This window comes from Dyadobacter sp. BE31, from assembly GCF_031457695.1.
In the GTDB taxonomy this organism is placed as follows: domain Bacteria; phylum Bacteroidota; class Bacteroidia; order Cytophagales; family Spirosomataceae; genus Dyadobacter.
This window is the reverse complement of sequence record NZ_JAVDXA010000001.1, coordinates 1,550,664-1,565,673: the sequence shown is the minus strand read 5'-3', so window position 1 is coordinate 1,565,673 and position 15,010 is coordinate 1,550,664. Positions and strand designations below refer to the sequence as shown.

General features: G+C 51.6%; 8 protein-coding genes. 1 reads left to right on the top strand and 7 read right to left on the bottom strand.

Annotated elements, in window-relative coordinates; all coding sequences use genetic code 11:
- Positions 1–18: 18 nt before the first annotated feature.
- A complete protein-coding gene (locus J2Y43_RS06530) occupies positions 19–840 on the top strand; it encodes a DUF3800 domain-containing protein (protein ID WP_309980732.1) in 822 nt (273 codons plus the stop codon).
- A 189-nt stretch (positions 841–1,029) separates the two neighbouring features.
- Here J2Y43_RS06530 and J2Y43_RS06525 read toward each other — a convergent pair whose 3' ends face one another.
- The 7 genes from J2Y43_RS06525 to J2Y43_RS06495 all read right to left on the bottom strand — a co-directional run bounded on the left by J2Y43_RS06525 (position 1,030) and on the right by J2Y43_RS06495 (position 14,973).
- Complete coding sequence (locus J2Y43_RS06525; RefSeq protein WP_309980733.1) at positions 1,030–2,601, bottom strand: glycoside hydrolase; 1,572 nt, start codon at positions 2,599–2,601, stop codon at positions 1,030–1,032.
- A gap of 9 nt (positions 2,602–2,610) precedes the next feature.
- On the bottom strand, positions 2,611–3,768 hold the full coding sequence (locus tag J2Y43_RS06520; protein WP_309980734.1) for a divalent metal cation transporter: 1,158 nt from the start codon (positions 3,766–3,768) through the stop codon (positions 2,611–2,613).
- 78 nt (positions 3,769–3,846) lie between these two features.
- Positions 3,847–7,608 (bottom strand): hydantoinase B/oxoprolinase family protein, encoded by a 3,762-nt coding sequence (locus J2Y43_RS06515; RefSeq protein ID WP_309980735.1) that lies wholly within the window; start codon positions 7,606–7,608, stop codon positions 3,847–3,849.
- Between the two features lie 423 nt (positions 7,609–8,031).
- Positions 8,032–8,904: an AraC family transcriptional regulator gene (locus J2Y43_RS06510; protein WP_309980736.1), complete on the bottom strand. Its 873-nt coding sequence runs from the start codon at positions 8,902–8,904 to the stop codon at positions 8,032–8,034.
- A 319-nt stretch (positions 8,905–9,223) separates the two neighbouring features.
- On the bottom strand, positions 9,224–9,913 hold the full coding sequence (locus tag J2Y43_RS06505; RefSeq protein ID WP_309980737.1) for a DUF3823 domain-containing protein: 690 nt from the start codon (positions 9,911–9,913) through the stop codon (positions 9,224–9,226).
- Between the two features lie 11 nt (positions 9,914–9,924).
- Entirely contained in the window at positions 9,925–11,772 is a 1,848-nt protein-coding gene (locus J2Y43_RS06500) for a RagB/SusD family nutrient uptake outer membrane protein (RefSeq protein ID WP_309980738.1), read from the bottom strand.
- A gap of 9 nt (positions 11,773–11,781) precedes the next feature.
- Positions 11,782–14,973 (bottom strand): TonB-dependent receptor, encoded by a 3,192-nt coding sequence (locus tag J2Y43_RS06495; protein WP_309980739.1) that lies wholly within the window; start codon positions 14,971–14,973, stop codon positions 11,782–11,784.
- Positions 14,974–15,010: the final 37 nt, after the last annotated feature.

The following is a 15,010-nucleotide window of genomic DNA, read 5'->3' as shown; positions in this document are numbered from 1 at the left end:
AACACACTTTTATATTACATGTCAACAATTATACTACCTACTTTTAAGCGCCATCGTTTTTTAGATGAAGCTGGTGATACAACCTTTTATGGTAAGGGTAAGGTGCCCATCGTGGGACAACAGGGTGTGTCGAAGTGCTTTATTTTGGGGATGTTAAAAATTAACGAGCCGCTGGAAAAGGTCAGAGAGAAGATTTTGAGTTTACAGGAGGCTATCGAAAAGGACCCTTATTTTGGTCAAGTGTCCAGTATAGAAAAACGCAAAGCAAAAGGTGGTTTTTATATTCATGCAAAGGAAGATATTCCGGAAATTAGGAGAATGGCATTTCAATTGATTAAGACTATTAATTGTAGATTCGAAGCCATAGTTGCACGAAAAATGTATGTTGTGTACGAGAGAAAGCATAACGGGACCGAAGCAGAATTTTATGCTGACCTACTATCGCATTTACTGAAAAATAAGCTAAATAAATATGATAAGCTAGTTCTGAATATTGCGAAAAGGTCAAAGTGTACTACACATGCGAATCTGCAAAAAGGACTCAATAAATCGGTGGAACGATCAATTATGCGAAATCCGGTCGGAGCTAATGACTGTGAGGTTGTTTTCAATGTGCAAGCGCCGACTTCGGAGCCTATTCTTAATATCGCTGACTATTTTTGCTGGGCAATTCAGAGAGTGTTCGAAAAGGGAGAGACAAGATTTTATGATTTCATCAGCGATAAGATTAGCCAAGTCATCGATGTTTATGACTTTGATAATTTCCGTCAACCGAAAGGTAAATCAGGTGCGCACTATGGTAAACGACGCAAGCTGACAAGTGAAAACCTTGTACAATAAAAAAGCCCGTAGGTGCACTCAGAGGGATACCCCTCAACGGCGTGAGGCCGACCTTCATGCATAACAGGCTGATTCAAAGGTAGCAATATTTGTGTTGAATATAAAAGTTCTTGATTTTTTTTCAACATTATTTATAGTGAAAGCCATATTTGGTTGAAAAATCAAGAATATTTGAATTGACAGATCACATTATTTTTTATTCAACACCACCGTCACCATCCCCCGCCTCGGAATCTTCACCCCGCCCTTCAAGTTCCCAACTTTCGACCGCTTCATATCAACCCCCTTCTCCCCGGTAGTCAGATAAACCTCCGCATTCTTTACTTTTAACCCACCGACCTCCGGCCGCAAAACCCGATCCTCATTCCCATAATTGATAGCCACCAATACCATTTGCTTCTCATTCGCATAAGCCGAAACCATCAGATCCTGCGCTATTTGCTCTTTGCTTAATTTATCGCCCCGCTCGATATTCAGCCGGTGCATTCCCGGCCGGACGAAGCGGCTGTAATGCCCTAATGCCCACAAATTCTTGGTAGCGGTAATCGTGCCATCCACGTACTCGCGTGACGAGGGCGCGAGGGCGATGAGGTAGTAGCGGGTATCAAAATCAGGATTTCCGGGTTCCCAGCTGTTCCAGAGCTGCCAGGCGGCGGCGTTGCCGTATACGAGGTCGTCGTGGATGACTTTGCAGAGGAACAATGCGCAGTCGATGGCGGGAATGGGGCCGGTTTTGCCTTCGCGGTAGCCATCGGCGAGCATGGAGTATTCGGTTTGCCAGAAGGTGACGTCGTATTTGGCGGTGGTGTCGGCCACGTGGCGGCGGATGGCGATGCGGGCGCTGTCGCCTTTATCGGTGAAGTAGCTGTGGCCGCCGATGAGGCGCGGGAGGTTACGGAGGCCGGTTAAGGTCAGCTTGCTTTTGGGGTCGAAGAAGGCTTGCGTTTGTTGGCTAGCGTTACCTGTTTTTCCGTATAGAAAATCGAGTTGCGCGGCTTCGGTGAGGAGGATTTTAGAGGTCGAGCTGGTAGCAGTCAATGCGCTGTCGAGGGATTTGGCTACGTGGGCGATTTCGTCGTTGCGCCACGGGCTGCCTTCCTGCTTGGCACCCTGGCCGGGGGCGTGGTACCAGTCCCATTGCGGCTCGTTCACGGGGCTGATGTAGTTGAAATGCAAACCTTCTTTATCGAAATGCTTCAAAACCGTGGCCAGGAAACGGGCATAGTCGCCGTAATGCTCTGGTTTGAGGTTCGATATGTAGTCTTTGGTTGTTTTATAACCCCGGCCGTTCTTCGTAAACTGCACCGGCGGCGTGTTGGAGAATGCGATCAGGTTTTCGACGCCGTAATCCCTTGCTTTTTTGGTAAACCAAACATACCCAGCCTGTTTCGTCCAGTCATAGGTGCCATCGGGCCTGAGAAAGCACTCCACGCGCTTGCGGAAATCGGTAATGCCGCTGCTGTCGCCCTGCTCGGCTGTACCACCGCCGATGTTGAAGCGCCAGGCCGAAAGTCCGATGCCTTTGGGACTACCGTTAGCATCGAATTCCTTACTGAAAAGCCATTCGGCCATTTGCTCGCGGTTTTGGGTGGGCCAATTCCTGGCAATGCCCTCGGTGAACCAAGCCCCGGCAGCACCGAAGTTGTCGATTTTTTGGGCCTTGTTTCTGATGTCTATTTTAATGACCAGCTCTTTGGGTTTTTGAGCGTAGCCAATAACTGTGGTAAGTATTGAAAAGGTAGTGAACAGCAGTTTTTTCATGGTTAACATTTAAAATACATTGAAACCCATTGCAAGGAGGATAAGCACGACGATCCAGCCCGCCGCTTGAAGCAATACGGGATGTTTATATTTTCTCATTAATCGCTGTTTACGGCTAGCTACAAGCAGAATGGCCAGGGCAATGGGAAGCACGAAGCCATTTAACGTGCCCACAAATACGAGTACTTTCACCGGCCGACCTGCCAGCAGGAAAATGATGGTAGAAATGAGGATAAACACAATGGTCACGTACGAATGGTACCGCTCGATCAAAGGATGAAATGTTCGAAGAAACGAAATGGAGGTGTAAGCGGCGCCCACCACCGAAGTAATGGCAGCCGCCCATATCATAAGCCCGAAAAGTTGCCTGCCGAATGCTCCTGCTGCATTTTCAAAGACCGAGGCGGCGGGATTGTCCGGGTTAATGCTTGCGCCGGTGAGGATAATGCCGAGCGTAGCCAGAAACAGCAAATAGCGGATCAATGCGGTGATAAGAATTCCGGTGGACGCCCCGCGATTCACTTCTTTCAGGGCGCTTTCGCCTTGCATACCCGAGTCGAGCAGGCGGTGCGCCCCTGCGAAGGAGATGTACCCGCCCACGGTGCCCCCTACGAGCGTGAGGGTGGCGATAGGGTCGAATTTTTCGGGGAAAAAGGTGTGCTGGATGGCGCTGCTCAATGGCGGATGCGAGGTGAATGCGACATAGAGAATGAGCGCTATCATGACAAAACCGAGGACTTTGGCGAAGACGTCCATGGCTTTGCCGGCCTCCTTGAACAGGAAAATGCCGATGGCTATGGCAGCGCTTAGGATGGCGCCGGTTTGCACGCTGACGCCGGTCATGGCCTCAATGCCGAGGCCGGCACCGGCTACGTTGCCGATATTAAAGGCCAACCCGCCAGCCACGATGAGAAATGCAAGAAGGTAGCCAAGACCAGGGAAAAGCTCGTTCGCGAGGTCCTGGGCCCGTTTACCCGAGACGGTGATGATCTGCCAGATATTGAACTGGACGGCGAGGTCGATCAATATCGATAGCAGAATGATAAAGCCGAAGCTGGTCGCCAGCTTTTCGGTGAAGACGGTCGTCTGCGTCAGGAAGCCCGGGCCAACCGCGGAAGTGGCCATCAGGAACGCGGCGCCTAGCAGGGCGTTTTTGTTTTTTGACATATTGTTTTTGCCACGGATTACACGAATTCACACGAAGTTTACATTCGTGCATATTCGTGTCTTCGTGGCATATTAAAGTTATACACCATACGCCCCGCCCCCGGGAGTCTCGATAGTCAAAACATCTCCCGCATTCACTTTCAGACTACAAATCCCAGGTAACTGACTAGATAAGCCATTTGATAACAACGTATGCCGCCCACAAAGCCCATCGCCACCACCAGCCATTCCATAAGGTGCATACCGCCGGTGCTGGCCCAGCAGAGTAACCTGCAACGGCGCCAGGAATTCCAGTTTCCGCACGATGCCATCCCCGCCGCGCCAGCACCCCGCGCCGCCGGAACCACGACGAACGCCGAATTCCAGCAGCCGCACCGGGTACTTCCGTTCCAGTTGCTCGGGATCGGTAATGCGCGTATTGGTCATATGCTGGTGCACCGCCGAGCGGCCATGGAACCCGTCGCCCGCGCCTACGCCGCCACCGATGGTTTCATAATAGCCAAACTGCTCGTTGCCGAATAGGAAATTGTTCATCGTGCCCTGGCTGCAAGCGGCTAGCCCGAATGCTTTCAGCAAAGTATCTACCAGCCGCTGGCTAACTTCCGTATTCCCGCCAACCACCGCAGGGCATTGCCAGGGATCGTCGGAAAACTGAGGATGCAGGAAGCTGTTTTCAGGTAGTTTGATCTCCACATCCTGCATTAAGCCATCATTCAAAGGAATTTCCTTATTTACCAAAAGCCTTAGTACATACAGAATGGCACTGTACAAAATGGAGATATTGGCGTTCAGATTATTCGGGTGCACGTCCGAAGTGCCCACAAAATCAAAGATTTGCTTATGATCGGCTACGCTGATTTTTACAGCTATCCGATGATTATCGTCCAGCAGTTCTGAGGCTTCAAAAGCCTGCCCCTGCAACGGTTGTAGTGCATTCCGAAGCTGCGAAACGGCCGTTTGTTTCAGCATTCCCATATATTTCCGAACCGTTTCCAAGCCGTGGTTTTCGACCAGTTTCAATAGCTGTGCGCTGCCCTTTTTCAATGCCGACAATGCAGCAATAATATCGGCCTCATTGGAAAGAAATGACCGGGTAGGATAAGGCCCGCTCGTGAATAGCTCCCGCAATGCCTCCCACTGAAACTCACCCGCCTTCACCAAATACTGCGGCATGATCACCACGCCTTCTTCGGCCAGACAAGTTGCGTCCGGCGGCATCGAACCCGGTGTTTTTCCGCCCACTTCGGCATGATGTGCGCGGTTGATCACATAGCCTACGCAAGTTTCATCCTCTGTGAACACCCCGGCTATCAAAGTAATGTCCGGCAAATGCGACCCGCCGTATTGCGGATGATTGGTAATCACCACATCGCCGGGCCCGATGGCGATGGCCTCGCGCACCAGGCGCCCGCATATGCCCATGCTACCCAGGTGCACGGGGATGTGCTGTGCGTTCACGAGGAGTTCGCCGTCGGCGTCGAGCAATGCGCAGGAGAAGTCGAGGCGTTCTTTCACATTCACGGAAAATGCCGTCCGCTGCAATTGAACGCCCATTTCATCGGCAACGGCCTTGAAACGGTTGGTGAAAAGTTGCAATGCTACTTCTTCGCTTTGTTTTTCTGCGCGTGTTTGCGCCACTTCCGTTTTCCAGGCAACAGCATCCAGGCCGTGCTGGATCACCAGTTTCCATCCCTCGGGCAAATAGGTTGTGGAAGTATTGTTGAGCAGAATGGAAGGGCCGTCCAGCTGATCGCCGGGTTGGAGATTATCCCATTCAAAAACGGTGATTTCAGGTCGTTTTAAATCAGTTAAAAATGGCTTGCTGTTACCTAAATACTGTGCTTTGGGGCCATTTTCAATGAGCTGCAATGGATTAATGCCGGGTCCGCGCTCCTGCACTTTTAGCTTAATACTTTCCAACTCCACTATCGCATTGGCAGGGTAGTAACCGAATTGCGTGCGATAGGTTTCTTCAAAAACAGCAAGCGTAGTATCGCCGGAATAGGGTATTTCAACCGTGTTTTCCTGGCCGGCAAAACGAAGGTAAACATGGTAAAATACAATTTCAAAAGCCTCAATACCCTGATTTTGTAAAATTCCGGCCGCTTGATTTCCAAGAACACCCTGCCATTCTGTAACGTTTTGGGCAGCTTCGGTCCAGGGCAGGAGAATCTGTTTGGAGACAATCGTGCTGATCAGCGCCTCACCAATGCCCGCTGCGCTGAAAAGTCCGCCATCGTAGGGTAGCAGCACGGTGTTCATCCCCAATAGCTCGGCGAGCTGGCATGCGTGCAAACCTCCTGCGCCGCCAAAAGTGACGAGCGCAAATGCATTAGGGTTAATGCCTTTTTCGACCGAAATTTTCCGGATGGCGTCGGCCATTTTCTCGTTGGCAATGCGTTCGAGGCCGATGAGGATTTCCTGGTGGCTCAGCAAGTTACCGGTTTGCGATTGAATGTAGGCCCGGAGCTCTTCCAGCCTCGCAATAGCGGCTTCGGCATTAATAGGAATGCTGAATTTCGAAGTTTCCAGCTTGCCGAGGAGCAGATTCATGTCCGTTACTGTCAACGGCCCGCCGGCTCCGTAGCAAGCCGGGCCGGGCGACGCCCCTGCGCTTTCCGGACCCACTTGAAGCGAAAAACCATCAAACCAGCAAACAGAGCCACCGCCCGCAGCCACAGTTTCAATGGCCAGCGTAGGGTTGTGGAATTCGATGCCGTCGATTTCGGTAATGTATTTTAATTCCGGTTGGCCGTCGATCAGCGCGGTGTCGGTGCTGGTACCGCCCATATCGAAGGTAATAGCCTTCGAAAAACCCATCTTTTGAGCGAAATTGGTGGCGGCTACCATTCCGCCGGCCGGACCGCTCAATAGGCTATCCTTTGCACGGAACCCGCCCACTTCGGAAAGACTGCCGGTGCTGGTCATCACTTGCAGACTGCCGCCGGTTAACGCGGCACGAATATTGGTCAGGTATTGGTCCAGGATCGGATCGAGGTAGGCATTCACTACTGCGGTTTGGGTTCTTCGCAAGTAATGCGAAAACGGAAACAGATCCGACGACGCGGAAATGTATTTTGCACCAATATTCCGGAACCACGTTGCAAGCTGCGATTCATGTTCCGGATTTTGATAAGAATGCAGGAGCGAAAGAGCAACTGACTTGTAATCAGTAGGTCTTTGTTTTGTGTTAAAATCAGCCAAATCCAATGCCTGAATCACATTCCCGACCGCGTCGAGCCGCTCATCCACTTCCAGTATTTCGCTGTAAAGTAATTTCGGCTCAGGGATATTGAGTTGAAAAAGAGATGGCCGTTGCTGATTGCCGATGTAAAGCAGATCTTTAAATCCCTTCGTAACAACCAACAGCGTTTTGGCCCCTTTCCGTTCGAGCAGTGCATTGGTACCCCGGGTGGTTCCTAGTCGCATGGCAATTGGCGGAAGTGGTTGATCGAGTGGTGTTTGTGTGAGCAGGCGCGCTGCGAGAATGGGCGCTTCTTCGCCGGTGGTTATTTCAAAATCGGCAGGCTGCGTAAATGAGAGATCGTCTGCTAATGTAATCGTTTGCCGCTGCCGGTCGATTTGTACAACGCGGCTTGGCGTATCGTTGCCGTGCAGTTTGAATGTATAATTTTTGAAAAGATCGCCGTCGTATGGCCATGCGGCTTCGAAACGGTAGGTATTCTGGCTGAGTTTTTCAGTGATGCGGCCGCGGAGGCAACTCGAACTGAGCACTTTGATGCGTGTTTTCTTTCCGGCGGGATCGATGCCCAGGCAATCGGTAAAGGTACCGCCGGTGTCGATCCAGATTTGCCAGCCGGTTGATGGGGTGTTTTTCAAAATGATGGTTTAGAATAGATAAATCCGTTTCCAATTTAGCCAATTCAAGGCATAGTGTGCGGATTTAAACGGTTATTAAATGGTCGGGGAGGTAGTTGGACGCCGGTCCGGTAGGAGGAGGCTCCGATGAGCCGCGACGAAGTTGTCGTATTATGTGCTATAAACAGGAGGCTCCGATGGAGCCGTGAAAATGGGTTCTATTGTGCTATAAACAGGCGGCCATTCTATGGCCTTGCGGTTCGCAGTTATGTGAACAAGCCCCACATGGCAGTAACGTGACCGCAGAGCGGTCCCCTATTTGTAGGAATGAAATGCATCACACACCGCCCGGCCCAAGCGGGGCCTCCTGACAATCCTTGACTATTCCTGACAACACATGACCATTCCTGACAATCCCTGACCATTCCTGACAACACATGACCCCTAAATATCCCTAAACCCCTTCTGATATTCCCCCGGCGACATGCCTGTCGTCTTTTTAAACACCCGGTTGAAATTCGTCACGTGGTCGAAGCCGGTCTGGTAGCAGATATCCGAGAAGCTGTCGAATTTCCCGGAAAGAATGATTTTGCAGGCCTCGTTGATCCGTACTTCGTTCAGGAAACTGACGAAGGTTTTGTCGGTATGCTTCTTGAAATACCGGCAGAATGCCTGCGGCGTGAGGTTGGCGATTTCGGAGATTTCGGCGAGGGAAATGTGGCGTTTGTAGTTGGTGACGAGGTATTGGAAAATGCGGTCCATGCGGATACCCTCGACTTCCGAAATGACCTGCTCGCTGTTGCTCGTTGCGAGCGGTTTCAGGTCGCGGGTAGTGGAGAATTGGTAGAGGAGCTTAATAAATGCGGCCACCCGCTGGCTTTCTTTGTGATGAATGATCTCTGAAATGATCTTCTGTACAGCCTCCCGCGCTTCTTCCGGGATTTGAAAGCCATTGTGTACGCCGTGGACGAACTTCCGGATATTGGCCATTTCCGGCAGGCTCAGGATATTTTGGGATAAATAATTGGGATCGAAAAAGATGGAAACGGAGTGGATCTGCCTGGGCTCATCGGGATTGAAATAGGACTCGTCGTTCTTGAAGATGTGTGATTGGTTGGCCCCGATAATGTAAATGTCGCCCGATTCGAACCGCTGCATGTAATTCCCCGCGACCAGGATTCCCGAACCTTCCACCACCCATTCGATCTGTACCTCGCGGTGGCGGTGCAAATGCGGGTAGTAATGCGGCAGCTTTTCCTCCTGAACAACAATTGTACTTTCGCGGGAAACGGGTATGGTGAATTGTACGACTTTCATAATATTAAATATACGCAGGAAGGTTGGTTAATGCTTCATGACGGACGATCTTTTCAATTGCGCTTTTGTATTTTTTGAGTACCATGGATGTGCGTGTGACACCCCGCCGACGTTCTATTCGTTGGTACATGCCTACGGCATTCATATGTCGCACCCGGTACGTTTTTGCGCGCGGCAACAATAACAATAGGAGGCAAAGAGGTAGAAATAATCAAATTTTATGAAACTAAATGGCGCCTCGATAGCTCCGTTATCAGTGAATCCTGGGCGCGACCAATCTGCGCGCCCAGGATGAGTAGTAAGAAAATGAATGGCCTCATTATCTCAGCATAACCTTCTGCGGCATGCCGAAAAGCATCTCGCCTACACCCGAGGTCTTCACACCTATACGCGCATAAATGTACTCGCGTGATGCAAGGTTAGCCGGAATGTTGGCTGTAAGCGTAATCGGTTTCGACAAGTCGGTAATATTCGCCGCCACTTCCTGTGCATTGCCGACATTGTTGCCGGGGTCTACGATTGTGGTGGTACCAATGTAAAGATTCACCCTTTCGATGGTACGGCCTGCTGTGACCTGCTGCACATTGAATGTCGCCGAAACCTTGCCTTCCCCTTTGGAATACACATCATTTTTGAGAATAAAGAAAGGATTAACCGGCACATCGATCTCCTTGGAACCGCGCAATTCCACATCGATGGAATCGGTATTGTCTACCCACGGGCCATTGCCGCGGAGCCTTACGAGTTTGTAATTGCCGTCGAACAGCGAGGCCGAAAATGTGCCGTCCTGGGCAACCATCACAGGTATTTTGGTAAAGAGCTGGTAGCCGTGCTGCCACAGTTCGAGCTGGACGCCGTTGGAGCGAAGACCGATCGGCTGCCCCTCAAAAACTACTTTTCCTTTCAAAACCGATTCAGGTTCGGTGCGGTTATCTTTTTCGCATCCCGAAAGGGCGGTCACCAATGCCAGCAGCAGCGCGGGAATGCTATGTATGATTCTTGATTTCATTGCTTTTTGGATTAATGGAATGGATTGCGGACGATTTTCGGATTGTTGTCGATCGCGTTCTGCGGGATGAACGAGTAGTAGTTCGCGATCTGGAAGAATCGCGGGGCTCGAAAACGCGGCGCTACCAGCTTGTCGAAGACATATTTGCCATGGGTAGCGTGGCCCGGGCGTACGACACGGTAGGGGTAGAGCGCATAAATCATCGCGTCGGGGTTGGCGGAGTTGCCATTCCAAACTTCATGGGCGGTACGCCAGCGCATCAGGTCCCACACGCGGTGATCTTCAAACGCCAGCTCGACACGACGTTCGTTTTGCAGTTTTTCGAGATTAATCGTTTTGAGACTATTGGCAGGGAAGCCGGCACGTTCGCGCAATGTATTGGTGTATTTCAATGCATCGGCGGTTTGTCCCAGTTCCAGTGCGGCTTCGGCTGCGTTCAAGTAAATTTCGCCTAGCCGGAATCTCACCCACCACATATCACTGCGGATGCCGCGCGTGCTCGACATGGCGGTTTGATCCACAAACTTACGCAGGTAAAAACCAGTGTTAGAAACCTCCGTTTGTGAACGCTGCGGGCCGGAAGCTCCGGTGAGCAGGCCGCCATCCTCGTAGGTCGAGCCCAGCACATTGGATTCGACGGTCTTGAATGCATTGGCTGCACTGTCCCAAACTTTTACACCGGCCTGGATTTGTACCTCTGTCCCGCGGAATGATGTGCCGGGATAGATAATGGTGCCATACAGCCGCGCGTCCTTGTTGGCGAAAATATCCTGCAATTTGTCGTAATACACGTAATCGGTATTGGCGGCGTTGCGGTTTTTCAGTTCGCCGGAAGTCCCGTCGAGGTATTCGTAATCTTCCACGAGGTTCAGCGACGGCGTGATGGACGACGACGAGAGGTTATCCTCGCGTACATTGCGCGCGATGTTGTCGTAGGTAAAGCCGTGCCGCTTGTCTTTGCTCACCAGGAAGTCCTGCGCCCAGATCACCTCCCGGTTGGCGCTTTTCTTGGTGATGGCTTCATAAAAATTCGCGCCTTTGTCGGGATTGGCTTTGTAGAGCTCAAAACTGCCGCTGTTGATAATTTCTGCCGATGCCGCCAGCGATTTGGCGTAGTAATCTTTAGCACGGGAAGCCGGAATGCCCACTTCGCCGCCCGGTGTCGAAATCGGCGAAGCCATCAGGTTGTTGTATTTTGCGATGGACGCCGCGTAAAGCATTGCACGGCTTTTTACCGCCAATGCCGTAAACTTGTTAGCCCGCGTATTGCTGGTGCCGTTGCCGAGCTGATCTTTCACCGCATCGAGCTCCGAGGCGATGAAATCGTACACTTCTTCCTCCTTGTTGCGCGGATTTTGAAGAGGCGACGGGTCCCCGCTGAAATCGTAAATGAGCTGTTTGGTGATCAGCGGAACACCTCCCATTCGTTTCACGTGCTCGAAATACACATAGGCCCGCAGGAAACGCAGCTCCGCGCTAAACTGGGCCTTTTGCGCATCCGAGAGCTTAACGGCGTGGGTTTCGATGCTTTCCAATGCGAGGTTAATGTCGCGGATCAAGCCATAATCCCATAGTGTCCAGCGGGTAGTGGGATAGTTGATGATGTTGTTACGCCCGTCGTCGTTGTTGGACCACATGGCTTCATCGTAAGCGGCAAATTCGGCCCAGCCGGTTGTCAGCGACGTGTGAGCAGGCAGGCGATCGTAATAGTTGGCCAAGAGCCCGGTGATCATCTTCGGATCGTTCCAGACCTGTTCTTCGAGAATGATATTCTGCGGCTTGCGTTCGAGCCAGTCGTTGCAGCCAGCGAAAACGAGCATGGAGGCAGCGACAAATATTTTTAGTGATAGTTTTTTCATAACCAGTTTTTAGAAAGTGAGGTTAAAACCTGCATTGAACAAGCGCTGCTGTGGATAAACCAATGCATTACCCGATGAAATCTCCGGATCGATCTCGTACTTCTTCACATTGTCGATCGAGAACAGGTTGGAGGCATTCACGTAAATGCGCAGTGCGGAGAGGCCTAGTTTTTTCGAGATTTTCTGATCGAAAGAATAGCCAAGCTCAATGTTGCGGAGGCGGATGTAACGCACATTGGTGATCCAGAAATCGCTTCCCCTGAAATTCACGTGGCTAGTATTGTCCTTGCGGATTGCCGGATAAGTGCCGGGGATCCATTTGCTGTTCGGATCGAACGGATCTTCGCGGTGCCAACGGTCTTCGAGCATGAAATGCGGCGAGGTACCGTTGTTCTGGTAAGGGATCTTTAACTCCCAGTTGCGCTGGAAGCTTTGCAGCGAAGCACCTGCGAAATCGAAGAATAGCGAGAAGCCTTTGTAAGCCACACTTCCATTAAATGCAAAGCTCAGATACGGGTTGGCTCCTTCTGCGTAACCGATTGGCCGTTGGTCGAGCTCGTTGATAATGCCATCGCCGTTCACATCTTTGTAAATGAAGTCGCCGGGCAGGTGCGAGCGGTTGCCCTGGCCGTCGTTGTCGATTTTGTAGCTTTCAATCTCCTCCATCGACTGGAACTGGCCGATTACCTGGTAACCCCAGTTAATGTTGCCCCAGCGATCTACGAACGAGGCACGGTACTCGTTGAAGGAATTACCAAAACGCGGTTTATAGAAATCCAGGTCGCGTCGGCGCGATAATGTCGCATTGGCACTCAAAGTATAATCAACCTGCCCCACCGAACTTTTGTAGGTCAAAACCCCTTCCAGACCGCGGTGCGTATCGGAGTTCAGGTTTTCGTTCGGCAGCGAGTAACCTACTTCGGAAGGCAGGAGTACGTCGTAACGGGCCGCAGGCAATCCTTCGCGCTTTCTTTCGAAAACATCAAACTGGCCGGTCAGCTTTCCATCCATTAAACCAAAATCCAGACCGATGTTGGTCGTAATGTTGGTGATCCACGAAAGCGTGGTAATCGGCAAACCTCTCGGGCGAACGCCAATGGTGTAGTTGCCGTCGAAAATAGCACTGCCTTGCAAAAAGTTGTAGCCCGGCAGGTAGCTGAATGGCGCCACCACAAAGTCGTTGTTGCTCAGGCGGTCGGCACCGGTGCGGCCGTAAGAGGCACGAAGTTTGAGGCTGCTGAATACATTTTCAAGCTTGCCTTTGAAGAAATTCTCTTCCGAAATACGCCATCCCGCCGAAACGCCGGGGAAGAAACCGTACCGCTTGCCGGGCGCGTACAGGAATGAGCCGTCATAGCGGCCTACGAGTTCGAGCAGGTATTTTTGCTTGAAATCATAATTGATCCTACCCACATAACCGGCCCGCGCTTCGGTGCTCCACTCGTCGATGAGCAAATCCTGGTTGGCGAACGACATCAGCGGGATGTAGTTGTTCGGCGGAACGGTGTGTACCACCAGGTAAGTATTCACATTATCGGAGCGCTCGTAAGCGGCCACGGCGGAAATATCGTGGTTGCCGAATGCCTTGGCATAGCTCAGCTGGAACTGTGCAAACCGGTCGACGATATTGCGTTTCCGGCGTTCGCGCCAGGGGTTCTGGTTACCGCCGCCGGGTACTACGTTATAGGAGTCGTTCTTGGCGTCGTAAGTGTAGGCGTCGTAGGTATATTCAAATCCGTCGAAATCGAAGTTGGTGAAGGCATAGGAATAAGTCCCTTTCGCTTTCAGGCCGAATTTGAAATCATATTCGGCATAAAAGTTGCCCTTCACATTCCGCCAGACCTCGTCGATATAGCCGGTTACGTCCTTTTTATAGGTAGCCGGATTCACGTTCACGTTGTGGGTCTGGTTGATGTATTTCGGATTGTCGTTCGCATAGGGACGTTCCGTGGGCCACATGGTGAAAATACTGAGGAACGGGTTGAAATAATCATCCAAACCCGGCACACCCACCTGGAACCGGTTTTCGATCCGGCCGCTGATCTGCGTTCCCACTTTCAAACCTTTCGTGAGGCTGGCTTCCACATTAGCCTGAATGTTAGTCCGTTTGAAGTTGTAGTCGCGGATCAATGCGTCCTGATTCAGGTGACTGATCGACAAGAAGTAGTTCATTTTGTCGCTGCCGCCCTGCACACTCGCATTACCGAAGTACTGGGGCACATTCGGGCGCATCACCATATCGTAATAATCGAAGCTCTGATAGCCCTTTTCGGTACCGACGCGCCATTTTTCCAGTTCAGCCGGCGTAATGGACGGCGTGCGACCCTGGTTCACATCCGACTCCACGAGCCCGCGCATGTGCTGGTAGGCATTGGCGGGCTTAGGATAGCGCGTGAAGTTCTGCAAACCATAGTAGCCCGACAGGCTGATCTTCGTCCCATCACCCGCCTTACCTCTTTTGGTGGTTACCAAAACCACCCCGTTGGCAGCCCGCAGACCATATACCGCCGCGGAAGCGTCTTTCAGGATCGAAACGCTTTCAATATCGTTCTGGCCCAGGTTGTTGAAACTGTTCGCGTCGGATGGTACACCGTCAATTACGAAAAGCGGCGTACCCATATTCCGGATTTGAATGGTGGTGGCAGCACCGGGGCGGGCGTCGGCCTTGCGGGCGGTGATACCCTGCACACGGCCCACCAATGCATCGGAAGTTCCGATAGACGGTGTACGGATCAGGTCCTTGGCCTGAATGTTGCTTACCGCGCCGGTTACCGCTGCCGAGGATTGTGTGCCATAACCCACCACAACCACTTCCGTGAGCTCCTCGCTGCTGGGCAGCAAAGTTACCTGGATGTTGGACTGGTTGCCGATCGCGACCTCCTGGGACGAGTAGCCGATGAATGAGAATGAGAGCGTCGTGGCTGTTTCCGCTACGTTCAGGGAGAAAGTACCGTCGGCACCCGTAATGCTTCCGGTGGTGGTGCCTTTCACGACGACGCTTACGCCGGGAAGCGGGCTGTTCTTTTCGTCGACGACCTTTCCGTTGATCGTTTTGTCGACCGGTTTCCGGTAAGTGACGGTCGGCTCGATGCGGAGTTTTTCCGACCAACCCTGCTGGGGCGACAGGCATCCTGCCGCCAAAAGGGCAAAAAGAGGCCTGCGAAGCCCCAGCAAGGGGTTTCGTCTGTTTGAGTTGTTCATTGTTAACCTGAGTTAGATGTGAGTAGTTATTACAGCA